This is a genomic window from Leucobacter japonicus, from assembly GCF_001273855.1.
Taxonomy (GTDB): Bacteria; Actinomycetota; Actinomycetes; order Actinomycetales; family Microbacteriaceae; genus Leucobacter; species Leucobacter japonicus.
This window is the reverse complement of sequence record NZ_JHBX01000141.1, coordinates 169690-194907: the sequence shown is the minus strand read 5'-3', so window position 1 is coordinate 194907 and position 25218 is coordinate 169690. Positions and strand designations below refer to the sequence as shown.

General features: G+C 68.0%; 22 protein-coding genes and 1 riboswitch. Of the genes, 13 read left to right on the top strand and 9 right to left on the bottom strand.

Annotation, left to right across the window (positions count from 1 at the left end; all coding sequences use genetic code 11):
- The first annotated feature begins 3 nt into the window (after positions 1-3).
- From rarD to AMS67_RS13975, 4 genes are all read left to right on the top strand, one after another.
- Complete coding sequence (rarD, locus tag AMS67_RS13990; protein ID WP_053387916.1) at positions 4-912, top strand: EamA family transporter RarD; 909 nt, start codon at positions 4-6, stop codon at positions 910-912.
- 19 nt (positions 913-931) lie between these two features.
- Positions 932-1246, top strand: coding sequence for a metal-sensitive transcriptional regulator (locus tag AMS67_RS13985; RefSeq protein WP_082305527.1), 315 nt, complete (start codon positions 932-934; stop codon positions 1244-1246).
- A gap of 94 nt (positions 1247-1340) precedes the next feature.
- Positions 1341-2294, top strand: a complete 954-nt coding sequence (gene ppk2, locus AMS67_RS13980) for a polyphosphate kinase 2 (protein ID WP_053387915.1) — start codon at positions 1341-1343, stop codon at positions 2292-2294.
- Positions 2295-2369: 75 nt separating this feature from the next.
- The gene (locus AMS67_RS13975) at positions 2370-3047 is read left to right on the top strand and encodes a chlorite dismutase family protein (protein WP_053387914.1); all 678 of its coding nucleotides are present in this window, start codon (positions 2370-2372) and stop codon (positions 3045-3047) included.
- A 33-nt stretch (positions 3048-3080) separates the two neighbouring features.
- Here the strand turns inward: AMS67_RS13975 and ccsB are convergent, their stop codons facing one another.
- Positions 3081-4067 carry a c-type cytochrome biogenesis protein CcsB gene (gene ccsB / locus AMS67_RS13970; RefSeq protein ID WP_053387966.1) on the bottom strand — a complete coding sequence of 329 codons (987 nt, stop codon included), beginning with the start codon at positions 4065-4067 and terminating at the stop codon, positions 3081-3083.
- 121 nt (positions 4068-4188) lie between these two features.
- Between ccsB and AMS67_RS13965 the strand changes: the two genes are divergently transcribed.
- Entirely contained in the window at positions 4189-6033 is a 1845-nt protein-coding gene (locus AMS67_RS13965) for a glycerophosphodiester phosphodiesterase family protein (protein WP_053387913.1), read from the top strand.
- Positions 6034-6054: 21 nt separating this feature from the next.
- Here AMS67_RS13965 and AMS67_RS13960 read toward each other — a convergent pair whose 3' ends face one another.
- The 5 genes from AMS67_RS13960 to glyA all read right to left on the bottom strand — a co-directional run bounded on the left by AMS67_RS13960 (position 6055) and on the right by glyA (position 10571).
- The gene (locus AMS67_RS13960; protein ID WP_053387912.1) at positions 6055-7059 is read right to left on the bottom strand and encodes an SRPBCC family protein; all 1005 of its coding nucleotides are present in this window, start codon (positions 7057-7059) and stop codon (positions 6055-6057) included.
- 21 nt (positions 7060-7080) lie between these two features.
- Positions 7081-7467 (bottom strand): ArsR/SmtB family transcription factor, encoded by a 387-nt coding sequence (locus AMS67_RS13955; protein ID WP_053387911.1) that lies wholly within the window; start codon positions 7465-7467, stop codon positions 7081-7083.
- Between the two features lie 65 nt (positions 7468-7532).
- Positions 7533-8258 carry a DedA family protein gene (locus tag AMS67_RS13950; protein ID WP_053387910.1) on the bottom strand — a complete coding sequence of 242 codons (726 nt, stop codon included), beginning with the start codon at positions 8256-8258 and terminating at the stop codon, positions 7533-7535.
- 150 nt (positions 8259-8408) lie between these two features.
- Positions 8409-9284, bottom strand: coding sequence for a bifunctional methylenetetrahydrofolate dehydrogenase/methenyltetrahydrofolate cyclohydrolase (locus tag AMS67_RS13945; RefSeq protein WP_053352537.1), 876 nt, complete (start codon positions 9282-9284; stop codon positions 8409-8411).
- A 3-nt stretch (positions 9285-9287) separates the two neighbouring features.
- Positions 9288-10571: a serine hydroxymethyltransferase gene (gene glyA, locus AMS67_RS13940; protein WP_053387909.1), complete on the bottom strand. Its 1284-nt coding sequence runs from the start codon at positions 10569-10571 to the stop codon at positions 9288-9290.
- Positions 10572-10617: 46 nt separating this feature from the next.
- A riboswitch (ZMP/ZTP riboswitch) is annotated at positions 10618-10705 on the bottom strand.
- 113 nt (positions 10706-10818) lie between these two features.
- Here glyA and purU point away from each other — a divergent pair.
- The gene (gene purU / locus AMS67_RS13935; RefSeq protein ID WP_053387908.1) at positions 10819-11706 is read left to right on the top strand and encodes a formyltetrahydrofolate deformylase; all 888 of its coding nucleotides are present in this window, start codon (positions 10819-10821) and stop codon (positions 11704-11706) included.
- Here purU and AMS67_RS13930 read toward each other — a convergent pair.
- A complete protein-coding gene (locus AMS67_RS13930) occupies positions 11703-12461 on the bottom strand; it encodes a TetR/AcrR family transcriptional regulator (RefSeq protein ID WP_075201398.1) in 759 nt (252 codons plus the stop codon). The genes purU and AMS67_RS13930 overlap by 4 nt on opposite strands.
- Before the next feature lie 157 nt (positions 12462-12618).
- Here AMS67_RS13930 and AMS67_RS13925 point away from each other — a divergent pair, with 157 nt between their 5' ends.
- On the top strand, positions 12619-14247 hold the full coding sequence (locus AMS67_RS13925) for an amidohydrolase (protein WP_053387907.1): 1629 nt from the start codon (positions 12619-12621) through the stop codon (positions 14245-14247).
- Positions 14248-14294: 47 nt separating this feature from the next.
- Positions 14295-15707 (top strand): APC family permease, encoded by a 1413-nt coding sequence (locus tag AMS67_RS13920; RefSeq protein WP_053387906.1) that lies wholly within the window; start codon positions 14295-14297, stop codon positions 15705-15707.
- Between the two features lie 190 nt (positions 15708-15897).
- Here AMS67_RS13920 and AMS67_RS13915 read toward each other — a convergent pair whose 3' ends face one another.
- Positions 15898-16569, bottom strand: coding sequence for a TetR/AcrR family transcriptional regulator C-terminal domain-containing protein (locus tag AMS67_RS13915; protein ID WP_241488093.1), 672 nt, complete (start codon positions 16567-16569; stop codon positions 15898-15900).
- Positions 16570-16747: 178 nt separating this feature from the next.
- Here AMS67_RS13915 and AMS67_RS13910 point away from each other — a divergent pair, with 178 nt between their 5' ends.
- Entirely contained in the window at positions 16748-18190 is a 1443-nt protein-coding gene (locus AMS67_RS13910) for an APC family permease (protein ID WP_053387904.1), read from the top strand.
- Positions 18187-19854, top strand: coding sequence for an amidohydrolase (locus tag AMS67_RS13905; protein WP_053387903.1), 1668 nt, complete (start codon positions 18187-18189; stop codon positions 19852-19854). Before AMS67_RS13910 ends, AMS67_RS13905 begins: the two co-directional genes overlap by 4 nt.
- Before the next feature lie 37 nt (positions 19855-19891).
- On the opposite strand, the gene AMS67_RS13900 is transcribed toward AMS67_RS13905, so the two are convergent.
- Entirely contained in the window at positions 19892-20749 is an 858-nt protein-coding gene (locus tag AMS67_RS13900; protein WP_241488092.1) for a biotin--[acetyl-CoA-carboxylase] ligase, read from the bottom strand.
- Positions 20750-20822: 73 nt separating this feature from the next.
- Here AMS67_RS13900 and AMS67_RS13895 point away from each other — a divergent pair, with 73 nt between their 5' ends.
- The 3 genes from AMS67_RS13895 to AMS67_RS13885 all read left to right on the top strand — a co-directional run bounded on the left by AMS67_RS13895 (position 20823) and on the right by AMS67_RS13885 (position 25188).
- Positions 20823-22847, top strand: a complete 2025-nt coding sequence (locus AMS67_RS13895) for a TPM domain-containing protein (RefSeq protein ID WP_156316684.1) — start codon at positions 20823-20825, stop codon at positions 22845-22847.
- Between the two features lie 88 nt (positions 22848-22935).
- Positions 22936-23670: a PspA/IM30 family protein gene (locus AMS67_RS13890; RefSeq protein WP_053352547.1), complete on the top strand. Its 735-nt coding sequence runs from the start codon at positions 22936-22938 to the stop codon at positions 23668-23670.
- Positions 23671-23865: 195 nt separating this feature from the next.
- Positions 23866-25188: a coiled-coil domain-containing protein gene (locus tag AMS67_RS13885; RefSeq protein WP_053387900.1), complete on the top strand. Its 1323-nt coding sequence runs from the start codon at positions 23866-23868 to the stop codon at positions 25186-25188.
- Positions 25189-25218: the final 30 nt, after the last annotated feature.

The following is a 25218-nucleotide window of genomic DNA, read 5'->3' as shown; positions in this document are numbered from 1 at the left end:
GCGGTGCTCGGCTCCCTGAGCCGCGAAACACGAGGGGCGATCGTTTCGGTCGCCTCTTCTGTGTTGTTCGCCGGCATTTACTTCGTCACGCCCTATCTCGCCCCTGCGCCTGCGGAGGCGATCTGGGGCTTGCGCAACCTCGTTACCATCCCGATTATCGTGCTCGCCCTCGTCATGGTGCGGCAGTGGCACCTCGCGGCTGAGCTCTGGGCGCGCATCCGACGCCGCCCGGTGCTCGCACTCGGGGTGCTGGCCTGCGGCATTTTGGTCGGACTCCAGCTGTGGATCTTCACGTGGGCCCCGCTGCACGGACGCGGCCTGCAAGTGGCACTCGGGTACTTCTTGCTACCGCTCGTGCTGGTGCTCGTCGGAAAGTTCATCTATCGGGACCGTCTCGTGTGGTGGCAATGGCTCGCCGCCGGCGTCGCCGCGATCGGCGTGGTTTTCGAGATCGTGCGGGTCGGCGGCGTCTCCTGGGAGACGTTGCTCGTCTGCATCGGGTACCCGATCTACTTCGTCTTGCGTCGCTCACTCGGGTTCGCCAATCTCGGCGGCATGCTGTGGGAGTTCATCGCCGTCGCACCGTTCGCACTCTTCTTCCTGCTGCACGAACTCGTGACCGGCAACTCAATCGCAGAGAACCCGGCGCTGCTCTGGGTCGGGCCACTCTTCGGCATCGGAACCGGGTTCGCCGTGGTGCTGTACATCGCTGCCTCTCGCATGCTCACCATCAGCATGTTCGGTCTGCTGAGCTACCTCGAGCCCGCGCTGCTCGTGGTCTCGTCGCTGCTCAACGGTGAGCGCATCGACCCGTCGGAGTTTCCGCTCTACGCCGCGATCTGGGCCGCCGTGCTGGTTCTGATCATCGGTGGTCTCGCACGGGTGCTGCGCCGACCGCGAACGAGCGGCTGAAGCCGGGTACAGTTCTCGCATGAGCGAAGTGATGGAGGCGGGCTGCGCCGAACACACCCACGGGTACATCGAGCACAAGGACGAACTGCTGAAGCGTCTGCGCCGAGCCGAGGGTCAGGTGCGCGGCGTGCAGCGGATGGTGCAGGAAGACGCGTACTGCATCGACATTCTCACCCAGGTGTCGGCGGCGACGAAGGCGCTCGAACGGGTCGCGCTTGAACTGCTCGATGACCACCTCAAGCACTGCGTCGCCTCTGCCGCGGCAGAGGGCGGCGAGGTCGCTGCCGAGAAGCTGCACGAAGCGTCAGCCGCCATCGCCCGTCTCGTGCGCTGAGCGCCACCCCTCGTCTACCTCGGTGTTGCCTCGCGTTCACCGCGGCGGAGCACACTGGTACCCGGCAGCATCCGCAGCATCGAAAGGCGTCAGCATGGCAGAAGAACTCGCACCCTCGCGCGAACCGCGGTTCGAACTCGCCGGCCCCGGCGACATCGATGTGACGCCCGAGATCGACGAGCTCGATGAACTGCTGGGCGTCGAGACGGGCGAGCAGGGGCTCGAGGCGGCGTGGCGGCAGGGCTACCCATACACGGAGAAGCTGTCGCGTCGTGCCTACGAGATCGAGAAGCGACTGCTGCAGATCGAACTGCTCAAGCTGCAGGCGTGGGTCAAGGAGTCGGGCGAGAAGATCGTCATCCTCTTCGAGGGACGTGACGCCGCGGGCAAGGGTGGCGCGATCAAGCGCTTCACCGAGCACCTCAACCCGCGCGGTGCTCGAGTCGTCGCACTTGAGATCCCCACCGAACGCGAGCGCACCCAGTGGTACTTCCAGCGCTATGTGCAGCACCTTCCGTCAGCAGGCGAAATCGTCATGTTCGACCGTTCCTGGTACAACCGTGCCGGAGTCGAGCGCGTCATGGGCTATTGCACGCCACAGCAGTACCTCGAGTTCACCCGATCGGCACCCGAGTTCGAGCAGATGCTCGTGAACTCGGGCGTTCACCTGGTCAAGTTCTGGTTCTCGGTCGGCAAGGCCGAGCAGCACGAGCGCTTCATGTCGCGCTCCGAGGATCCGGTGAAGCAGTGGAAGCTTTCGCCGACCGACCTCGCGAGCCTCGACAAGTGGAACGATTACACCGAAGCGAAGGAGGCGATGTTCTTCTACACGGACACGCCTCAGGCTCCGTGGACCGTCGTCAAATCGAACGACAAGAAGCGGGCTCGACTCGAGGCCATGCGCTGGGTGCTTTCGCGTTTCGACTACCCCGACAAAGATCTCGAGGTCGTCGGAAAGCCCGACTCGCGCCTGATCGGCTCACCCGCGACGGTGTACGACGAGGGCGAGACGCCGACCGGCACCTTCCCCGTCGTCGGCGGTCGCTGAGCCGCCGATCGCTGACCCGAAGAGTCTGAGCGCCAGCCCCTTGCGCCGCCCGCAGCGTCGGGCGACCATTGAGGCATGAGCGATCCGGCATTCGATCTCGCACCCGTCAGCGCCGCACCCGAGGCTCAGGTCGAGCCCGATGGTCCTGAGCTGCTCTTCTCCCTCTTTGCGACATTTCGCGTGAGCTCGTCGCACCCCGTCGTGCTTGATGGCCGTGACGTGCCAGGTATCGTGCGCGAGCTCGAAGACGTCGCGCGTGAGCTCGACGACGAGGGCGTCGTGTTGCGCGGCTGGTACGACGTCAGTGGTGTGCGCTCCGACGCCGATCTGCTGGTCTGGCTGCAGGGCATCGCCCCTGAAGACCTGCAGTGGTCGCTGCGACAGCTGCGCCGCACGGCTCTGCTCGCTCCTCTGATTCGCACCTGGAGCGCGCTCGGCATCGTCGTCGACGATGCCGGATCCGTTGTCGAAGCATCGACGGATCCGATCGTCGACACGGCACCCCGGCAGTGGCTTTCGGTCACGACCGCCGCTGCGCACCCCGGCACGGTTCGCGCCGTGACCGGCGACGTCGCAGTGCAGGTCGCCGCAGCACACGGGGTCGGGGATGCCGATTGGATCGTGACGCACGAAGCCGACGAGCTCGCCTGGATCGTGAATCACCTGCGCGATGCGGGTGACGGCTCAGCTCGGTTGGGTGTGCTCGCCGGCCGTCTCGTCGATCCGGCGGAGATCATTGAGGTGCTGCAGTAACTGCTGCGCGCCCCGGGGACAGCGCGGGTCGGTCTAGAGACCCGAGTAGGCGTGCAGGCCCTTGAAGAAGACATTGACGATCGTGAAGTTGAAGATGACCGCCGTGTAGGCGATGATCGACAGCCAAGCCGAGCGCGTGCCGCGCCATCCGCGCGTCGCACGCGCGTGGATGAAGCCGGCGTAGAGCACCCAGATCACGAAGGTCCAGACCTCCTTGGTGTCCCAGCCCCAGTAACGGCTCCAGGCAGCTTCGGCCCAGATGGACCCGGCGATGAGCGTGAAGGTCCAGAACACGAACCCGATGATCGCGAGGCGGTAGGCCAAATCTTCGAGTCGCACCGCGCTCGGGAACGTCGACAGGAAGCGCATGGTCGGCTCGCCCCCGATCGCGTTGCGGTTCTCGCGACGCGCCTGCAGCAATTGCAGCACCGACAAGCCGAATGACAGCGTCAGGAAGCCGACGGCGAGCACGGCGACGAGAATGTGGATCACGAGCCAGTACGAATCGAGCGCGGGCTGCAGCGGCACGATCGCGACGTAGAAGTTCACCTTCGAGACGCCGAGGAAGAGGATGGTCATGCCGGTGATGAGCGCCCCGAGGAACCGGAGGTCGACGAAGAACTGGGTCACCAGGAAGATGAGCACGATGGCGCAGGTCGCCGTGAGCGCGAACTCGTACATGTTCGCCCACGGCACGCGCTCGGCGCCGATGCCGCGCATGACGGTGGCCGCGAGGTGCAGCAAGAACCCGAGCACCGTGAGCGAGAACCCGATTCGCAACGTGCGCGAGCGCCGTGCCTTCGGTTCGGTGCCGCCCGACGCCGCGCGCGCGGTGCGGGTGAGGGTCGCGACCCCGCCCGACGACTGCGCACCAGCGCTGCTCGCCGCGGCAGCCGCGGGAATCGTGAGATCGCCCGAAGCCGCAGCGCGCGCAGAGGTGCGCTCCGCAAGCGCGGCATCGCCGCTTCGGTTCGCAAGATCGACCGCGTAGAACACGAAGGCGATGGCGTAGACGATCATCGCCGAGTACAGGGCGATCGTCGAATAGTGTTCCAGCTCGGGGGTCAGCACAGTCCCTCAGGGTAGCCGATGATGCTGGGAAATCTGCACTCGGCCGTCGCGCTTCCGTACACTGTGGACTATGTCCACGGAGACACCCGGCATCTGGGCCGAGACACGGTCGCTGATCGCTGAGGCGGTTCGCTCGGTGCGCAGAGCCGGAGCCCGGCTCGTCGGCCTCGTGCTCGCCACGCAACTCGTGATCACGCTCGTCGCCCTTCCGGTGATCGCCTGGCTGTTCCGAGAGGCGTTGCGGGCGAGTGGCATGCATGGTCTCGATACGGGCGCCATCGCGTGGAACAGCGGGTTTCCGCTGACGATCGCGCTGATCGTCGTGATTTCCGTACTGGCGTTCTGGCTGCTGTCGCTGCAGTTCATCGCAATCGTGGTGGTGCTGCGATGGCCCGGAGAGTCACTCGGCATGTCGATTCGTCGCCTCGGCCGCATTGCGCGCAAGCTCGGGCACCCGCGGTCCTTCTCCCTCGTGCTCTACCTCTTTCTTCTCCTGCCGCTCAGCGGTTTCGGCTTCGTGTCGACCCTGACGCGGGGCATCGCCATTCCGCCGTTCATCTCGGGCGAACTCGCGAAGAGCCCGGCGACGAGCATCGGACTCAGTGTCGTGCTGCTTGCGCTCGCGCTACTCAACCTGCGATTGAGCCTCACCGTTCCCGCGTTCGTGCTGACGCGCGGCGGGCATGCCGCGCGCACGAGTTGGCGGGTGACCCGCGGCGTGCGCGCGGTGATCCCACTCGTCGTATCGGTCGCGGCCGTGCTCGTCATCGCCGCCGTTGCGGCGAGCGTGCTCGCAGCGATTGCGATCCTGCCCACCATGCTCACGGACGCCATCGCCCCCGATGCGTCGCCGGCGGTCGCCGCATACTCCCTCGGTGCCGCGCAGGTCGCCGGATTCGTGCTCGGCGGGTACGCGACCGCGACCGTGACGGCGGTACTCATCGCACGTCTGCGCCGCAGCGCATCACGAGCGCCTGCGGGTGTGCACCTCATCGACGACGACCCGGTGCACACGGAGACCGGCACCCCCGGGCGCAGCACGTCTGCGCGTCGACCCGCACGTGTTGTATTGGTGGTCGCACTGGTTGCCGCACTCGGGTTCGGCACCGCGGCGATCGGCACGATGCAACGGCTCTCCGAGTATCCCGACACGCTGGTGCTCGCGCATCGCGGGTTCAGCGACGGCGGGGTCGAAAACACGCTGAGCGGGCTCGATGCCGCCGCGAAGGCAGGAGCCGACCTGGTCGAGATGGACGTCATGCAGACGCGCGACGGCGAGTTCATCGCGATGCACGATCCGAAACTCGATCGCCTTGCTGGTCGACCGGAGGCAGTGAAAGACCTGACGCTCGCCGAGCTCACGACGGTCACTGTGCGCGACCAGCAGGGCCACACCGATACGATTCCCGCGTTCCGCGACTACGTCGCCCGTGCCGCCGAACTCCAGATCCCCCTGCTGATCGAAATCAAACTGGGCGGAGCAGACACCCCGGATCACGTCGACCGGCTCGTCGCAGAACTCGAAGCGGCAGACGCACTCCAGAGCAACATCTACCACTCGCTCGATGCCGCGAGCGTTACCCGCCTCAAATCGCTGCGCCCGGATCTCACGGTCGGATACACCATGCCGTTTGCCGGCGGCGGCCTGCCCGATACCTCAGCCGACTTCATCGTCGTCGAAGAGTGGACCGCCACACAGCATATGCAAGACGCCGCTTGGAACGCGGGGCTGGGGTTCATGGCTTGGACGATTAACGACGAATCGAGCATGCGCGAACACCTGCGCCGCGATACGGACGGGATCATCACCGACCACCCCGACACCGCCCTCGATGCGCGCGCGGGAATGCAGCAGGAAACCGGTCTCGCCGATGTGCTGCTCGACGCGCTGCACCGCTTCGTCACCGTGGTGTGACGCAGCGGTGCAGCGACCGGCTCAGCGGGGTGACGAGTCGACCAGCACCTCGCGTTCAAGCCGCGCGTACCCCGTCTCCATGCCGTCGGCCATCCCTGTCGCGAGCACCGTCTCGCGCACCTGTCCATCGGGATAGGTGATGACGTATGCGAGCAGCGTGCCCCCGTCAACCGGGGTGAGCGTCATCTCGTTGAGCGTCTCCGCGCTCGAGGTGCCGTCAGGGTCGGCCGGCGAGATCATGCGCTCCGTAGTCACGAGACGATGCGGAGCCGCCGACTCGACGACGACCCCCGCGAACCCGAAACGCTCGCCGCTGTCGTCGTTCTGCCACTCCGTGCGCAACTGCGCACCGACCTCGGCACCGAATTCGCATACCGGCATGCTCCAGCCGTCGGGCCCGAGCTGCCAGCGCTGCAGCAGCGACGGGTCAGTGTGCGCCTGCCAGACCTGCTCGACAGTGCCGCGGATGATGCGCGACACACGAGCCTGCGCATCTCCCAGCAGTTGCACCTCGGTCGCGCGCCCGGCGGCGAACGACTGGAGATCCTCCACAACCTCGTCGATTTGCCCCATCGCGGCTCGCATGCCCTCTTCCATGCCCATGGCTTTGAGCTGCTCGAGCTCTTCGAGCGAGCCGAAGTACGTGGTCGTGGTGAGACGCGAACCCAGCGCGGTCTCGGTGAACCCGAAGACCATGCGCATGCTCGGCAGTTCCGTGTTCGGCGTGCCGTCATCGTGCGCGAAGCCGTCGCGCACCTCGAAGGAGTGCGGCGCATCGACGGCGACCCAGTGCCAGTACCCTGCGCTGCGCTCGCCCTCGGGGCCGGTCATCACGTAGTTGCTCACGCCACCCGGCGCCGCATCGTGGCGCAGGAACGTCGACGGGTACTGCGGCGGACCCCAGAAGCGTTCGATCTGGCGGGGGTCGGTGTATGCGTCCCAGAGTCGACGCACGGGGACGGTGAAATCGGCGACCACCGACAGCGTGAACGCCTCAGGGTCGGTGGTGACGGAGGTGATGGGCATGATGCGCCTTTCTGCGTGGGGTCAGGGATGTTCGGCGAGAAAAGCATCGAGGCGGTCGATGCGTGCGCGCCAAATCTGCTCGAAGTGGCCGAGGAGCTCTTGCGCCCGTCGGATGGTTTCTGGGTTGCCTCTGATGATGCGCTCCCGTCCTTTGGGGGTGCGGGCGACCAGGTCGGCCGCTTCGAGTACCGCGACATGCTTTTGCACCGCAGCGAACGACATGTCGTAGTCGGCGGCAAGATCTGAGATGGACGCTTCTGCCGTGAGCGTGCGACGCACGATGTCGCGTCGCGTCGCGTCTGCCAGGGCCCGGAAGATGCGGTTCACCTGCTCATCAGTGAGCTCGCTGTGCCCCGCCGTGTCGGGCGCGGGGTCGAGCGATGTCTGGGGTGAGAATTGTGCAACCATTTGGTTGTACGTTAATCCACGCGAACTCCTACGTCAAGCAACGATCGCGATAAACGCCGGGTCGACTACTCGACGGGTGCGGTCGGTGCCGGATCGCCATTCGCCGCAGACACCCGGCGCTTGGCGCGCCAGTGCGAGAACGCGCGGATCGCTTCGATCAGAATCGGAATGCCCGGGATGAGCACGAGCACGATGATGAAGATTTCGCTGTACTGCTGCACGAACGGAATGCGGCCGAGGAAGTACCCGATCAGCGTCACGCCGACACCCCACAGGAGTGCCCCGATTGCGTTGTAGGCCACGAACTGGCGGTAGCGCATGTTGCCCACACCCGCGGCTGCCGGCACGAACGCACGGAAGATCGGCAGGAAGCGAGCGATGATGACCGCCTTCGGACCGTGCTTCTCGAAGAACGCGTGCGTGCGCTGCACGTTCTCGGGGTTGAAGAGTCGACTCTTCTCGCGCTTGAAGATCGCCGGGCCGAGTTTGCGCCCGATCATGAACCCCATCTGATCGCCCGCGAACGCACACAGGAAGAGCACGAAACAGGTGATCCAGATCGGCACGTCGATGATGCCCGTGGCGCTGAAGAGACCGACGGTGAAGAGCAGCGAATCACCAGGCAGAAACCCGAGCACGAGCACTCCGGTTTCGAGAAACACGAAGAGGCAGGCGAGCACGAGGGCGATCCACCCACCGGCGCTCAGCAGGGTCTCGGGGTCGAGCCAGTCGATGCCGAAGAGTGCGGGGACGGTCGCGATCGAGGTGAGGGCGGTGGTCGTCAAGGTCACTGGTGAGGCTCGGCTTTCGTGGAATGGAACGCGGGCACGACGCCTCTAGTATGCCTCGCCTGCCTGAATGGACGACGGGACCACGGCGGTGATGCACCGCTGCCCCCGTTCGCTGAGCGAGCCGGGGGCAGCGGGAGTGCGGGCAGGGCGTCAGGCACGCTCCGCCATTTCCACAACGTTTTGCAGCAGGAGTGCGCGGGTCATCGGCCCGACCCCGCCCGGGTTCGGCGACACCCACCCGGCAACCTCGGCGACGGCGGGATCGACATCGCCGACCACGCGGCTCTTGCCGGTCTCGGGGTCGACCTTGCGCGAGACACCGACATCGAGCACGATTGCGCCAGGCTGCACATCGGCCGCTTGCACGATGCCCTCGACACCCGCGGCCGCAACGATGACGTCGGCCTGCCGCAGCAGTGCCCCGAGATCACGCGTACCCGTGTGCGTCAGCGTCACCGTCGCATTCACCGCACGCCGGGTGAGCAGCGGGCCGATCGGCCGACCGACCGTCACCCCGCGCCCGACGACGACGACGTGCTTGCCTGCCCACGAGATGCCATTGCGCTCGACGAGCTCGATGACGCCCCGAGGCGTGCAGGGCAGCGGGGAGTCGATCGGACCGTTCGCGTTGAGCACGAGTCGCCCGAGGTTCGTCGGGTGCAGACCATCGGCGTCCTTCTCAGGATCGATGCGCTCGAGAATGCGATCGGTGTCGATGTGCTTCGGCAGGGGAAGCTGCACGATGTAGCCGGTGCACTCGGGGTTGGCGTTCAGCTCATCGAGCACCGCCTCGAGTTCCTCCTGCGTCACCGAGTCGGGGAGCTCTCGCTTGATCGACGCGATGCCGACCTCGGCGCAGTCGCGGTGCTTTCCGGCGACATACCACTGCGATCCCGGATCTGCTCCGACGAGCACAGTCGCGAGACCGGGCACGATGCCGCGCTCGCGCAGCGCGCTGACGCGCTCCGTGAGTTCGGACTTGATCGCTGCGGCCGCCGCCTTCCCGTCGAGAAGTTCAGCTGCCACGGTTTACCACTCCTCGAGGCCGGGGTACAGCGGGAACGCGTCGGCGAGCGACTTCACGCGCGCGGAAAGCTCGGCGACGTCGCCCGACTGCTGCAGCGTCTGCGCGATGATGTCGGCCACCTGTGCGAACTCGGCGTCGCCGAACCCGCGGGTCGCGAGCGCAGGCGTGCCGATGCGCAGCCCCGATGTGACCATCGGCGGGCGCGGGTCGAACGGCACCGAGTTGCGGTTCACGGTGATGCCCACGGCGTGCAGGGCGTCTTCAGCCTGCTGGCCGTCGAGCGCCGAGTTGCGCAGGTCGGCGAGCACGAGGTGCACGTCGGTGCCGCCGGTCAGCACGTCGACACCCGCGGCCTTCGACGCCTCGGTCGTGAGCGCCTCGGCGAGCAGCTTCGCGCCCGAGAGGGTGCGCACCTGACGCTCGGCGAACTCTTCGGATGCCGCGAGCTTGAACGCGGTCGCCTTCGCGGCGATCACGTGCATGAGCGGCCCGCCCTGCTGCCCCGGGAACACGTTGGAGTTGAGCTTCTTGTAGAGGTCGAGCTCATTGGTGAGGATGAACCCGGAGCGCGGGCCACCGATCGTCTTGTGCACGGTCGACGAGACGACGTGCGCGTGCGGCACCGGGTTCGGGTGGAGGCCCGCTGCGACGAGGCCGGCGAAGTGCGCCATATCGACCCAGAGCGTCGCCCCGACCTCGTCGGCGATCTCGCGGAACGCGGCGAAATCGAGCGTGCGGGGGTAGGCCGACCAGCCGGCGATGATCACCTTGGGGCGGTGCTCGCGGGCCTTCTCGCGCACCACGTCCATGTCGACGAGGAACGTCTCGGGGTCGACGCCGTACGACACGACGTTGTACAGCTTGCCCGAGAAGTTGAGCTTCATGCCGTGGGTGAGATGACCACCGTGCGCGAGCTCGAGGCCGAGAATGGTGTCGCCGGGCTCGGCGATGGCCGAGAGCACGGCAGCGTTCGCCGACGCGCCGGAGTGCGGCTGCACGTTCGCGTATGCCGCACCGAAGAGCGACTTGGCGCGCTCACGGGCGAGCTCTTCGGCGACGTCGACGAACTCGCATCCGCCGTAGTAGCGGCGGCCGGGGTAGCCCTCGGCGTACTTGTTCGTGAGCACTGAGCCCTGGGACTCGAGCACGGCGCGGGGCACGAAGTTCTCGCTGGCGATCATCTCGAGCGTCGAGCGCTGGCGGCCGAGCTCATTCTTGAGAACTTCGGCGATCTCGGGGTCGACGACCTCGAGCGGCTCGTTGAAGAAAGCGGACTGGGGGGACATGCAGGCTCCTCGGTGTCATCGGCGCGCGGGCGCGCCATCGTTTTCCGGATACGACCCAGGCGAGCGGCCGTCCCTTGCAAGCAATGTGTCGTTTCCCGATGGTGACCATCTGTACGCCAGTCACGACGGCATCAGCTTAGCAACCGAGACGCGGCGACAGCACCCTGTCTGATCCGGGGCAACGCGCCGCCGCGCCACAACGCGAGGGGCGCATCGGGCGACACGGCGATCCAGTACTCTGACAGTCGTGACTGCGCTTGCCGATTCCCCCGCGACCTCTGACACCCAGTGGGTGCTGACCCTCTCCTGCATCGACGGCCCGGGCATCGTGCACGCCATCAGCGGCGCGATCGTCGCGGCCGGCGGCAACATCGCGGAGAGTCAGCAGTTCGCGTCGGCCGACACCAGTCGATTCTTCATGCGCCTGCAGGTCGAAGCCGTCGCCCAGCCCGAAACCTTCGATGCCCGGTTTGCCGACGCGCTCGCTCCGGTGACGTCGCGGTACAACATGTCGTGGCGACTCGAGCGGGCGGATCGCCCGGTGCGCACGTTGATCCTCGCGTCGACCGCAACGCACTGCATTAATGATCTGCTCTACCGCCGCCGCGCAGGGCAGCTCGCCATCGATGTTCCGCTCGTGCTGTCGAACCACGACACGGTGCGCGACATTGCCGAGTTCTACGACGTACCCTTCGAGCACCGCGCCATCGCCGGAGCCGAAGACAAAGCGGCGTTCGAGGCTCGGGTGCTCGAAGCGGTCGAAGAGCTCGACATCGAACTCGTCGTGCTCGCGCGCTACATGCAGATTCTTTCGCCCGAGCTCTGCGCCGCCCTCGCGGGCCGCGCCATCAACATCCACCACTCATTCCTGCCCGGGTTCAAGGGCGCCAACCCCTACAAGCAGGCGCACCAGCGCGGCGTGAAGCTCATCGGCGCGACAGCGCACTTCGTCACGACCGACCTCGACGAGGGCCCGATCATCGAGCAAGACACGATTCGCGTCGACCACGGGTACACCGTGCGCTCGCTCACCCAGCTCGGGCAAGACGTCGAGGCGCGCGTGCTGCGCCACGCGGTGCGATCGTTCACGGAGAACCGCGTGCTGGTCGACGGCGACCGCACCATCATCTTCTAAACGTCATCGTCCGGTCGCTCGCCGTCAGCACGTTCGGCGCCGGTGTGCGCCCCGTCGATGTGCGGGGCGAGCAGTGCGGTGGGCAGCGCCGCGTACTCGGCGCGGAGCCCTGCGAGCATGGCCCGGAGCCCGATGTCGAAGGCGTCGTCGGCGTTGCTGATCCCCTCTGCGGCGAGCGCACCGCGCCGGGCACGAAAGGCACCGGAGAAGTGGGGTACGTCGCTGCGCGCACCCGGGTCGAGCATGTCGTCGTCTGCCGCGAGATCGAGGGCGGCGCCGAGAATGAAGCATTCGAACGCCACGATCACGGAGAGCACGCGGGCTTCCGGCCACCCTGCGGCGACGAGCGCGTGGATGACGGTGTCGTACATGTGCGCGGTCGCTGAGTCGGGCGCGAGCGTCTGGGTCGCGAGGAGCGCGATCGTCGGCGGGTGCGAGGCGAACGCGAGGCGGTAGCCGAGCGCCCAGGCCTCGAGCGCTTGGTCCCAGGGCATCACTGCGAACGGCTCGGTGGGGATGCGTTCGCTGACGAGATCTCGCACCCCGGCAATGAGTTCGTTCTGGCCGGCGACATGGTTGTACAGCGACGACGGGCGCACGCCGAGCTCTTTGGCGATCGCGCGCATGCCTGCGCCGTCCACACCGTGGGCATCGATGAGCGCGAGCCCGGTTTCGAGAATCAGCCGCCGTGAAAGCACGCGCTGCTTCGGGCGCCCGGCGCGCCGAGCACCGCGTTCGCTCGTTTCCGTCGGCATAGTCACTCCCTCGTGTACGTCGCTCTGGCGTGATCCGCACATCCGTACTATTCTCGACCCGCCGGTAAACGAACCCCGTTCGTTTACACTGTAGACCCACCGCACGCGCAACCGCATCGGTTGCCGAGCGCCGCACCCCCAGCAGCAAGGACGCAGCATGAGCGAGACCACCGTATTCGTGAACGGCACCGTGATCGTCGACGCGGCGCGAGCCGTGACGAGCCACGCCGTCGCGTTTTCATCGGGCCGCGTCGCTGCGCTCGGCGCCGACGCGGAGCGCCTGGCGGATCAGCCCGACACGAGCGTCATCGATCTCGCGGGCGGCACGCTCGCCCCGGGCATCGGCGACGGTCATGCGCACCCGCTGCTCGGCGGAGTCGAGGCGCTGGGGCCGCAGGTGCGCGATGCCGGGGATCTCGCCGGCATCCTCGCCGCAGTCGCCGAGTGGAAGGCCGCGAACCCCGACGCCGAATGGATCATCGGAGCGAGCTACGACGCCACCTTCGCCGATGGCGGGCTCTTCGATGCGCGCTGGCTCGACGAAGTGACCGGCGATACGCCCACCATTCTGCGCGCGTGGGATTACCACACGGCCTGGGTCAACAGCGCCGCGCTCGCCGCAGGCGGCATCACGGCAGACACTCCGGATCCCGCGCTCGGACGCATCGTGCGCCGCGCCGATGGCAGCCCCCTCGGCACCCTGCAGGAGGCCGCCGCGAACGATTTTCTCGCCGAGGTCGTGCCGGCGTTCGCAGAGGCGCAGCGGCTCGACGCGATCGAGCGCGCCACCCGCGGTTATGCGGAGCAGGGCACCACATGGATCCAGGATGCCTGGGTGGAGCCCGCCGACCTCGAGCTCTACCTCGTCGCAGCCGCGCAGCAGCGCCTGCACACCCGCGTCAACCTGGCGTTCCGAGCTGACCCGGCGCGCTGGCGCGATCAGGTCGCCGAGTTCGTCGCGGGCCGCACCCGAGTGCGCGCGCTCGAGCACCCGCGACTGAGCGGCGAGACGGTCAAGTTCTTCGTCGACGGCGTGATCGAGAGCCACACGGCCGCGTTGATCGACCCGTACGCCGACCGCCCCGACGAGCGCGGCCTGCCGAACTGGACCGACGCCGAGCTGAACGAGGCCGTCGTCGCCTTCGACGCCGCCGGGTTCCAGCTGCACCTGCACGCCATCGGCGACGCGGCGAACCGCAGCGCCCTCGACGCGCTCGCAGCGGCCCGCGACGCGAACCCGCCGCGCGAACGGCACGACGTCATCGCGCACGTGGCACTGCTCGATCCGGCCGACGTGGCACGCTTCGCCGAGCTCGGCGTCATCGCGAACTTCGAGCCCTACTGGGCGCAGTGCGACGCGGTCATGCGCGACCTCACGATTCCGCACCTCGGCCACCCGCGCGAGGACTGGCAGTACCTCATCGGTTCGGTGCACCGCAGCGGCGCGACCATCAGCTTCGGCAGTGATTGGCCCGTGACGACGCGCGACTGGCGCCCAGCGCTCTCGACCGCGATCACCCGACACAGCCACCTCGAGCCCGGCGCCGAGGCGTGGTTGCCCAAAGAACGCCTCACCCCGGGCGATGCGCTCGCCGCCTACACCTCGGGCATCGCGCGACAGGCGCTCGCCCCGCAGCGCGGCACCCTCGAAGTCGGCCGCGTCGCCGACGCCGCGTGGCTGTCGGCGAACCCGCTCTCGCTCGCCCCCGAGGCGATCGCCGATCTCGCGGTCCACGGCACCTGGCTGGCCGGCGAGGCGACGTTCCGAAGCCCCACGCACCCCTGACCCACCCCGACTGCAGTTCCGTCATCGCACGAATCAAAGGAGACATCGTGAGCGACACCACCCAACCGCATCTCAAGCGGGCACTCGGCCTCACCGGCCTGACCCTGTTCGGGGTCACCTACATGACCGTCATCACCGTGTTCACGACGTACGGCATCGTGAACCAGGTCACCGACGGCCACCTCCCCTCGGCCTACATCGTGGCGGTTGTCACGATGCTGTTCACGGCGGCGAGCTACGGCGCGATGGTGAAGCGGTACCCGGTTGCCGGATCCGCCTACACCTACTCGCAGCAGTCGTTCGGCGGCGCAGCCGGCTTCTTGACCGGCTGGGTCATGCTGCTCGACTATCTGTTCATCCCGATGATCAACTTCATGCTCATCGGCATCTACCTGAACACCCAGTTCCCCGCGGTGCCGATCTGGGTATTCACGCTCGTCGCGCTGCTGCTCGTACTGGTGTTCAACATCCTCGGCATCACGCTCGTGAACAAGATCAACTTCGCGATCATCGCGCTGTCGGTCGTGCTCGTCGTCGTCTTCGTCGCGCTCGCGTTCAAGCAGTACTTCGGCGGCGACCAGTCGGTCGGCCTGATCGACCCGTTCACCTTCGGCGAGGGCGGCATCGGCGCCGTCGCCTCGGGTGCGGCGATCCTCGCCCTCTCGTTCCTCGGGTTCGACGCAGTGTCGACGCTCTCCGAAGAAGCGAAGCAGCCTCGCCGCGACATTCCCCGCGCGATCGTGCTGTCGACGCTGCTCGGCGGCTTCTTCTTCATCCTCGTCTCGTGGGCCGGCGCCCTCGCGTTCGCACCCGACTGGGCGACGCTCAGCGATGCGCAGATCGACGCGGCCGGCACCACCGTCATGGACAGCTTCGGCGTCAGCTGGTTCACCTCGTTCTTCGTCGCGATCTACGTGGTCGGCGCGTTCGGCTCGGGCATGACCGGCCAGGTCTCGGTGTCGCGCATCCTCTACGCGATGGGCCGCGACGGCATGCTGCCGAAGCCGCTCTCACGCCTGCACCAGCGCTTCGGTACCCCCGTGGTCGCCGCCTGCATCGTGTCGATCTTCGCCCTGTCGGCGCTCTTCCTGTCGCTCGACACCGTCGCCTTCATGATCAGCTTCGGCGCGCTCGCCGCGTTCGCCATGGTCAACCTGTCGGTGATCCGCACCTACCTGTTCCCGAAGAACGGCGAGCGGCCGCAGGGCGCGTGGGCCTGGATTCGCTACGGCCTCTTCCCGCTCATCGGCTTCGCGCTGACAATCTGGCTGTGGACTTCGCTGCAGCCGCTCACCTGGCTGGTCGGCGCGATCTGGCTGGCCGTCGGCGTGGTCATCATCGCGATCGTCACCGGCGGGTTCCGTCGCGCGGTGCCGATGATGGACTTCTCGGAGAGCGACCCCAGCACCCAGCAGATCGATCAGCTGGCCGAGGACTACCCCCTGGAGCCGCGCGCGTAGCGCGTCCGGCCCGGCATCCCATCGGCGCCGCCCGCGCCGGCCGCTTCTGCATCTCCGCCGAGCCCCTCCTTTCTCGCCGATCCCCTTCGAACTGCGCACGCAGAACGCAGGGGCTCGGCAAGATCGGAGGGGCTCGGCGATTTCCGCGGCGCGGGCAGGGCACGGGCGCGAGCCGACAGCAAGCGCGCCGCTAGCGTGCCGCCAGCTCGCGCTGCTCGGCACGGAGGCCCGCGAGCATCACCCGCAGACCCGCGTCGAACGCCTGATCGGCCGGGCCGTCGCCGGTCGCGGCGGCGCGCACATCGCGTTCCCGATAGGCGGCGGTGAACCCGGGCACGTCCGTACGGTCGCCTGGGCTGAGCATGTCTGGGGCGGCCGCGGCGTCGAGCGCAGACCCCAGAATGAACGATTCGAGCGCGACGAGCCGGTTGAGCGCATCGACTCGATTCCAGCCCGCCTCCGTGAGCAGCGCGATGACGCGCTCGTACGACGGGAAGGCATCGGAGGCCGGGTCGTAGGGCATCACGGCGAGCAGCGCGATCGACGGCGGGTGCGCGGCGAAGGCGTCGCGATAGGAGCGCGCCCAGTGCGCAAGCGCGACATCCCACACCTCGGTTTCGAGCGCGGCGGTCGAGATGCGGCTCGCCACATCCTCGCGAATGCCGCGGAACACGTCTTCCTTGTTGGCGACGTGGTTGTAGAGCGCCGACGGCCGCACCCCGAGTTCGCGGGCGATGTCGCGCATGCCGAAACCGTCGGAACCGTGCGCGTCGAGCAGTTCGAGCGCGGTGGAGACGATCCTGCGCCTCGAGAGCACCTGTTCGCTCGGCCGACCGACCCGCCTGCGCGGTGTTTCGCTCACGCTCGCGCTCCCTCCGTTGGTAGCGAGCGCGGCCATTCTCAGATTTCGACTCGCGCTCGAAACATTCTCCGCTTATCCTAATCACGTCAAAAAGAACATTGTTCATTTTGGACGCGCGTCCCGAAGATGGAACGCGCGCACCACTCCCGGCATCCGCCGCTGTATTTCAGGAGCACCAGTGAGCCAAGCAACCGGCGCGCACCTCAAGCGCACCCTCGGCGTCGTCACACTCACCCTTTTCGGGTTGTCGTACATGGCGGTGGGCACCGTCTTCACCACGTACGGCATCGTCAACCAGCTCACCGAGGGCCACCTCGTCGATTCCTACATCGTCGCGCTCGTCGTGATGCTGTTCACGGCGGGCAGCTACGCCGCGATGGTGCGGCGGTACCCGGTTGCCGGATCCGCCTACACCTATTCGCAGCAGGCCTTCGGCGGCGCCACCGGGTTCCTCACCGGCTGGGTGCTCATGCTCGACTACCTGTTCATCCCGATGATCAACTTCCTGATCCTCGGCCTGTACGTGGGCACGCAGTTCCCGAGCGTGCCGAGCTGGATCTTCACGCTTGCCGCACTCATCGGCGTCTTCGTCTTCAACGTGCTCGGCATCTCGCTCGTCGGCAAGATCAACACGGTCATCGTCGTCGTCTCGGTTGCGGCCGTGTTCGTCTTCGCGATCCTCGCCATCAAGGCCGCCATCAACGACCCGAACGCCCCCTCACTGCTCGAACCGTTCATCCCGGGCGCCGTCGGCTACAGCCCGATCTTCACGGGTGCCGCAGTACTCGCGCTGTCGTTCCTCGGCTTCGACGCGGTCTCCACGCTCTCTGAAGAGGCCAAGAACCCGCGCCGCGACATCCCCCGCGCCATCATGCTGACCACCATCATCGGCGGCCTGATCTTCATCGTCATCTCGTACGTCGGCGCCCGCGCCTACTACCTCTCCGACTGGAGCACCGCGTCTGACGACCTGCTGAACGCCGCGGGCGCCGTACTCTTCGGCCACGTCGGCGGCGACGTGCTGGCCGCGATCTTCGTGATCATCACGGTCGCCGGCTGCTTCGGTTCGGGCCTGGCCGGCCAGGTCGCCGTGTCGCGCATCCTCTACTCGATGGGCCGCGACGGCATCCTGCCGAAGCCCCTGGGCATTCTCTCGAAGCGCTTCGGCACCCCGATCGTCGCTGCGACCACGGTGTCGGTCGTCGCCCTCGCGAGCCTCTTCGTCAGCCTCGACCAGGCCGCCTTCATGATCAGCTTCGGCGCACTCGCGGCGTTCGCGATGGTGAACCTCTCTGTGATCCGTACGTACCTCTTCCCGAAGGGTGGCCGCACCGAGCCCGTCAGCGCGTGGGGCTGGATTCGCTACGGCGTGCTCCCTCTCATCGGCTTCGGCCTCACCATCTGGCTGTGGACCTCGCTCGAGGGCCTCACCTGGATCGTCGGCGGCATCTGGCTCGCTCTCGGCGTCATCATCCTCGCGCTCAAGACCGGCTTCTTCCGCAAGCCGGTGCCGAAGCTGAACTTCTCCGAAGAGGTGCCGTCGACCGAGGCGATCGACGCCCTCTCGGCCGAGTTCCCGCTCGACCAGGCGGCAGCCCCTGAGCAGGGTTCGCAGCGATGACCACGACGCTTTTCACGAACGCCGTCGTCTTCACGGCCGACCCCACGCCCGAACAGCCCGAGCCCGTCGCCGAGGCGTTCGCCGTCACAGACGGCCGCTTCGTCGCCGTCGGGTCGCTCGATGACGTGCGCACGGTCATCGGCGCGGTCGCAGACGGTGCCGGATCACCCAGCGTCACCGAAGTCGACCTCGCGGGTGCGTTCGTCGCTCCCGGCGTCATCGACTCGCACACTCATCTCGTCGGCTTCGGCGATTCGCTGGCCCGCGTGCAGCTGCGCGACTGCGCCTCGCTCGCCGAGATGCAGGAGCGCCTGGTCGCCGCGCGTGCGGCCGCACCGGATGCACCCCGCGTGCTCGGCAGCGGCTGGCTCTTCGACGCGATCGCCGAGGGCCGCCCCACCGCGGCGATGCTCGACGCGGTGCTGCCCGACGTGCCCGTGTACCTCGATGCCAACGACTTCCACTCGGTGTGGGTCAACTCGGCCGCGCTCGCCGAGCTCGGCATCGACGCGTCGACCCCGAACCCGGTCGGCGGCGAGGTCGTGCGCGACGCTACCGGGCAGGCCACGGGCCTGCTGCTCGAGACCGCAGGAACGCAGTACGCGTGGGCGTTCCTGGGCGCGCAGTCGACGCCGGAAGATGTTGTTGCCGCGCTCGATCGGGCGTTCGCGACCTACCTGGAGACCGGTGTGACCGGCGCCACCGAGATGTCGCTGAACGCGTCCGAGGTCGCCGCGCTGCGCACGATCATCGCGCGCGATGGTCGCCTGCCGTTCCCGATCACCGCGCACTGGATCCTCGAGCCCACCGGCGATACGGCGCAGGATGTCGCGGGCGCGGCGGCCATCACGGCGCTCCGCGACGAGATCGCCGCGGGCCCCGAGTCCGAGTGGCTGCGCATCGCCGGGGTGAAGTTCATCATGGACGGCGTCATCGACGCCTGCACCGCCACGATGATCTCGCCCTACGCCGACGGGTCGAATGCCGAGCCGATTTGGACCGCGGATCGCATCATGCCGGTGGCCGAAGCCGCCGACCGCGACGGGCTGCAGATCGCGATGCACGCGATCGGGGATCGCACGAGCCAGATCGCGCTCGACGTCGTGGAGCACTGCGTGCGTGCGAACGGCCCCCGCCCGCGCCGCCACCGCATCGAACACTTGGAGAGCGTCGCCGACGACACGATCGTGCGCATGGGCGAGCTCGGCGTCGTCGCGTCGATGCAGCCGGTGCACTGCGACCCGGCCGTGCTCGACAACTGGAAGGCGCAGCTCGGCGACGAGCGTCAGGAGCTCGGCTTCCCCTGGCAGAAGTTCCGCGCCGCGGGCGTCGCCATGACGCTCGGTACCGACGCGCCGACCGCGCCGCACGAGGCGCTGCCGAACCTCTACATCGCGCTCACCGGGGCGTCGGTGCTCGCTCCCGAGCGTGATCCGTACCACCCCGAGCGTGCGTTCACCCCGGCCGAGGCGCTGACCGCGCTCACCGCCGGCGGCGCCTTCGCGGGCGAGATGGACGGCACGACCGGTCGCATCCGCCCGGGTCTGAGCGCCGACTTCATGGTGCTCGGAGTGAATCCGCTCGAGGCGGAGCCGACCGCGCTGCTCGACTCGCGCGTGCAGCGCACATACGTGCGCGGCGAGGAGCGCTTCCGCGCGGCGTAGCCGATCGCTGCGTTAGGTGCGCCCAGCTCGGGCGCGCCTAGCGCAGGTGCTCGACGTCGCCGGCCGACACCGTGAGCTCGCCACCGGTCGGCAGATCGACGACGAGCGAACCGTCGTCGGCGAGGCGGCGAGCGCGGCCGTCGACGATCTGCCCGCCCGGCAGGTGCACCCGCACCTCGGTGCCGAGCGTCAGGGAGTGCCGATCGACGCGTGCCCGGGCCGCACCGGGGTCGGTCGCGGCGAGGTCCACGAGGCGGAGGAGCTCGGCGGTGTAGTCGGCGAGGACTCGGTCGGCCAGATCCTGCCCCGCCGCATCGGCGAGACTCTCCGCACCGCCCACGTCGGCACCGCACGCCAAGAGCGACCCGGCTCGTTCGGTCGGTAGATCCCACTCCTCGATGAGCAGGTTGATGCCGGTGCCGACGATCACGGTGTGCCCGCGCTCACCCGGCACTCCGGGCAGCAGCTCGCACAGAATGCCGCACAGCTTTTTCCCGGGCCGGCCCGCGATCGCGTCTTCCTCGTCGCGCACGTGCACATCGTTCGGCCATTTCACGCCCACCCGCTTCGCCTCGCCGCCGTCGCGGGCGGCAGCCGCGGTGAAGTGGGGCTGCAGGGCCGTCACGAACGCCGACCCCACGAGCAACGGCAGCCAGCTCGGCTCGAGGCCCTCAGCCGCGAACCCGCGCACCAGCAGCGATGCCGCCAGCGAGGTGTCAGGCGGGGTCACCCAGCCGCGATCAAGACGCCCGCGACCCGCAGTCTGATCGCTGGTGACCAGCAGCGTGCCGTGGGGCAGCCCGGGAGATTCGCCGACGAGATCGCGCAACTCGGCGTTCGTCGACGGCGAGGTGTCGCGCCAGATCACTTCCGGCAGCAGGTTGCGTGTGCGCATCAGCTCCATGACCGTTACGCTACCGGGTTGAAAACGATAGACCGGACCCCCTGCGGCGCAATACACTCCGAGTGTGGAGCACTTGCGAATGGATCCTCGTCGTCATCTCGGGCGTTGGCTCGCGAGCCTGCTCATCGGAGCGGCCTGGATGCTCGTCGCCGGCGCATCAGCCAGTGCGGTCGCGCCGGGCCCGCTCGGCGACGACTACGTGACCGACAGCGCCAACGTGCTCACCGCGAGCGAAGAGAGCGCGGCGAACGCCCGGCTCGCCGCGGCTCAGCAAGAAACCGGGCTCGACCTCTACGTCGTCTTCGTCGATCAGTTCACCGACCCGACCGATCGGATCGCCTGGGCCGACGAGACCGCGGAGTTCAACGGATTGGGTGATGCGCAATACCTGCTCGCCGTGTCGACCGAGGGCCGTCAGTACTACCTGTCATCACCGAACGGCGGGTCACTGAGCAATGGTGCGCTGGATCGCATCGAAGAGAACGTGCTGCCCGAGCTGCGTGCGAATGATTTCGCGGGAGCGGTGACGGCCGCGGCCGAGCAACTCGAAAAGGAACATGCGGCTCCGGGGCGCAACACCGCAATCGCGGTGGGCGTCGGGGCAGGCGTCGTCGTCATCGGCGGCACGGCATTCGGCGTCAATCGTGCGGCGCGCAAGCGCCGGGTGCAGCAGTCGGTGGAGCAAGACCTGACGCAACTCGACCGTACGTCGGGCGCCGCACTCATCGCGGCCGACGATGCGGTGAAGACGAGCGCGCAAGAGCTCGACTTCGCGCGTGCGCAGTTCGGAGACGCCGCCGTCATCGACTTCTCGACGGCGATCGAGACGGCGCGGGGTCAGCTACTCGAAGCGTTCACGTTGCGCCAACAGCTCGACGACGCGACCCCTGATACCGAGGCGCAGCGACGGGAGTGGCTGCATCGCATCATCGAACTCTGCGAAAGCGTCGACGAGACGCTCGATGCCCAAGCCGAGTCGTTCGAGCGCCTGCGCGCCATCGAGCAGAACGCCCCGGCCGCGCTGGCTGCGCTCACCGAACGCCGGGCGCGGGCCGCAGGAGCGAGCACGACCGCCGCCGCAGAGATCGCGCGACTTTCGGCCGCGTATGCCGCCGACGAGCTCGGTGCGCTTGCGGGCGGCCCGCAACAGGCGGACTCGCTGCTCGCCTTCGCCGCCGAACGTGAGGCAACGGTCTCGGGGGCGCTCGCCGCAGCAGCACCCGACACCGGCGCCGCGTCGATCGCGATCCGTGAGGGTGAGGCCGCCGTCGCTCAGGCCGAGGGGCTGCACCAGGCGATCGCCGCGCACGGCACCGAGCTCACCGGCATCGAAGCCCGTTGCGCGGAGCTCATCGCCGAGCTCGAGAGCGATGTCGCCGGCGCACGCAGCCTGCAGGATCCTGACGGCAGCGTCGGCGCCGCGATCGCCGCCACCGAACAGCAGATCGCGCAGGCCCGTACCGACCTGTCGGGTACCGAGCGCCGCCCATCGCGCGCGGTCCAGGCCCTCGAGGCGGCGAACACGCACATCGACGGCGTCGTCGCGTCCGCACAAGAGGCCGCGCGCGCCCGGCAACTGCTCGACGCGCAGCTCGCTCAGGCCGGCGACCAGGTGCGCCAGGCGGAGGCGTACATCGACGCTCGTCGCGGGGCCGTCGGCGCCACGGCGCGCACACGCGCAGCCGAGGCACGGGCGGCGCTGTCGCGCGCGGAAGCGGCGCGCGTCGCCAACCCGCAGGGCGCACTGGCCGAAACGCAGCGCGCGACCCAGCTGGCGTCAGAGGCCTTAGGGTCCGCTCAGGCCGACGTCTCCGGTTTCGGCAACGGCGGATACGGCGGATACGGCGGTGCTGCCGGCGGCACACGAGGCGGCAACAGCTCCGCCGGCGACATCGCCATCGGCGCGATCCTCGGCGGCATCTTCGGCCACGGCGGTGGCGGCGGCTACTCCGGATACGGCGGCTCAGGCGGGGGCAGTTCGTGGGGCGGCGGATCATCCCGGCGCTCCGGAGGCTCCTCGTGGGGCGGCTCGTCACGCCGCTCAGGCGGCTCCAGTCGTTCCGGCCGCAGCGGAGGCGGTCGCTTCTAACCCGGCTCCCTGACTTTCCGAATCTCCGGCAGTTCCACAGTCCCCATCCCTACACTCGATCCAACCGTTCATCCGAAAGGACCCCATCATGGCGAAGCAATCCATCCTCGGGCGCATCACCACTCTCGTTCGCGCGAACATCAACTCGCTCCTCGACTCCGCTGAGGATCCGGAGAAGATGATCGACCAGCTGATCCGCGATTACTCGAACAACATCTCTGATGCCGAGTCGGCGATCGCAGAAACGATCGGCAACCTGCGCCTCATCGAGCAGGACTACGACGAAGACGTGCGCACCGCCGCCGAGTGGAACCGCAAGGCGATCGCCGCCAGCACGAAGGCAGACGAACTGCGCGCCGCCGGCAACAGCGTCGACGCCGACAAGTTCGACAACCTCGCCAAGGTGGCGCTGCAGCGTCAGATCACGGAAGAGAACGAGGCGCGCGCCGCCGAGCCGACCATCGCCTCGCAGCGCGAGGTCACCGAAAAGCTCAAGGCCGGCCTGAACGGCATGAAAGACAAGCTGCAGCAGCTGCAGTCGAAGCGCGCCGAGCTGGTCGCGCGCTCGAAGACGGCTGACGCGCAGAACCGTGTCGCCGATGCCGTGAAGTCGATCGACGTGCTCGATCCGACCAGCGATCTCGGCCGCTTCGAGGAGAAGATCCGCCGTCAGGAGGCGCTCGCGCGCGGCAAGCAGGAGATCGCGGCGTCGACGCTCGACGCGCAGTTCAACGAGCTCGAGAACTTCGAGGCCGTCACCGAGGTCGAGGCGCGTCTCGCCGCCCTCAAGTCGGGCACGCCTCAGCAGGCCATCGGCCAGTAATCGAGCGGGTCGGCCCGTCGCCGACCGCCTGCGCGTCTCGCAGGGTTCGACAGCGGAGCGAGTCGACACCGGTCGGCTCGCTCCGCTGCGTCACCGGCCAGTCGCGCTCGCTCAGCAGCGTCGCACCGCCGACCGTTTCACTGCTTGACCGTTTCACCGTTTGAACGCACACCACCGACACAACCGAGGAGCACCGTGGGATTCTGGGGACGCCGCGATCGCGAAGCCGAGCAGCAGCAGGAGGCCACCGACGCCGATCTGTCACGGCGCGCACGCAGCGCTATCGTCGCCGCCGACGAACGCATTCGCGCGACGGGCGACGAGCTCGCCTTCGCCACGGCCGAACTCGGCGATGACGCCACCTCCGAGCTGCGCGTCGGCCTCGCGTCCGTGCGGGAGCACCTCGCCGAAGCCTTCCAGCTGCACCAGCTGAACCACGACCACATTCCCGATACCCCCGAAGAGACACGGACGCGCAATGCGCGCATCGTGCAGCTCTGCGAATGGGCGGAGGCAGTACTCGACGAGCGCACCTCCGCGCTGCAGGCGCGCGTCGAGCGGGCCCGACGAGCACCGGAGATGGTGCAGCGCGTGCGCGACGACGTCGCCGCACTCACCGCCCGCGTGCCCGACGCACAGCAGGCTGCGGCACGACTCGCCGAACGCTACAGTCCCACCGCCCTGCAGCGCGTGCGATTGAGTTCGGAAGACGTCGAGCAGTTGCTCGATTTCGCGCTCCACTCCGCAGATCTGTCGGATCGCCGCCGCGCAGCCGGCGCGCTCGCCGATGCGAACCTCGCGCTCGAGACCGCCACCGAGACCGTGCGTCGTGCCTCGTCGATTCTCGACGGGGTCGATGGCTTCGAAATCGAAGCGCTGCGCGCGCAGAACACCCTGGCCGACGTGGTCGAGGATTCGCGCGGAGATATTTCTACCGCTCGCACCGAAGCGAGCAATGCCGCGGTGACTGCGGCGATCGATCGACTCGAATCCGCACTCGCCGAGGTGGCGAACGGGCGGCAACGCGATCCGTTCGCCGACCTCACGCTCGTCTCGAGCGCGAACGCGGCGCTCGACGCTGCCCGCGCTCGCGCTGCGAAACCCGTGCCCTCATCGGCGCAGGTGCAGCACGGCATCGCGGCTGCCGATCACGCCATCGGTATCGCATCGAGCCTCATCGAGGGCCACCGCGGCTGGATCGGCGCCGACGCTCGCACCCGGCTCGCCGAGGCGCGGCGTCACCGTAGCGAGATCGCGGTCATGCACGACACCGAAGACACCCGCGAAGACGCGCTCCGGCTCGCCCGACGCGCATCTGAACTCGCCGATGAAGCGCTCCGCTTCGCGCAGCGTGACATCGACTCCTCCCGACCCGACAACGACGACTGGGGCTGGGGCGGCGGCGGTCGCGGCGGACGCGGCGGCTGGGGCAGCGGACGCGACAGCGGCGGCGGCATGCTCGGGCCAGTCATCGGCGGCGTGATTCTCGGCGGCTTGCTCGGCGACATCTTCGACTGACCCTCGCTTCGTAGCATTCCGACCAAGGAA

Bases quoted from the DNA above. Each gene is read 5' to 3' on its own strand.
- AMS67_RS13985 (WP_082305527.1), top strand. From the start codon at position 932: ATGAGCGAAGTGATGGAGGCGGGCTGCGCCGAACACACCCACGGGTAC.
- ppk2 (WP_053387915.1), top strand. From the start codon at position 1,341: ATGGCAGAAGAACTCGCACCCTCGCGCGAACCGCGGTTCGAACTCGCC.
- AMS67_RS13975 (WP_053387914.1), top strand. From the start codon at position 2,370: ATGAGCGATCCGGCATTCGATCTCGCACCCGTCAGCGCCGCACCCGAG.
- ccsB (WP_053387966.1), bottom strand. From the start codon at position 4,067: ATGATCGTCTACGCCATCGCCTTCGTGTTCTACGCGGTCGATCTTGCG.
- AMS67_RS13965 (WP_053387913.1), top strand. From the start codon at position 4,189: ATGTCCACGGAGACACCCGGCATCTGGGCCGAGACACGGTCGCTGATC.
- AMS67_RS13960 (WP_053387912.1), bottom strand. From the start codon at position 7,059: ATGCCCATCACCTCCGTCACCACCGACCCTGAGGCGTTCACGCTGTCG.
- AMS67_RS13955 (WP_053387911.1), bottom strand. From the start codon at position 7,467: ATGGTTGCACAATTCTCACCCCAGACATCGCTCGACCCCGCGCCCGAC.
- glyA (WP_053387909.1), bottom strand. From the start codon at position 10,571: ATGTCCCCCCAGTCCGCTTTCTTCAACGAGCCGCTCGAGGTCGTCGAC.
- AMS67_RS13930 (WP_075201398.1), bottom strand. From the start codon at position 12,461: ATGCCGACGGAAACGAGCGAACGCGGTGCTCGGCGCGCCGGGCGCCCG.
- AMS67_RS13925 (WP_053387907.1), top strand. From the start codon at position 12,619: ATGAGCGAGACCACCGTATTCGTGAACGGCACCGTGATCGTCGACGCG.
- AMS67_RS13905 (WP_053387903.1), top strand. From the start codon at position 18,187: ATGACCACGACGCTTTTCACGAACGCCGTCGTCTTCACGGCCGACCCC.
- AMS67_RS13900 (WP_241488092.1), bottom strand. From the start codon at position 20,749: ATGCGCACACGCAACCTGCTGCCGGAAGTGATCTGGCGCGACACCTCG.
- AMS67_RS13890 (WP_053352547.1), top strand. From the start codon at position 22,936: ATGGCGAAGCAATCCATCCTCGGGCGCATCACCACTCTCGTTCGCGCG.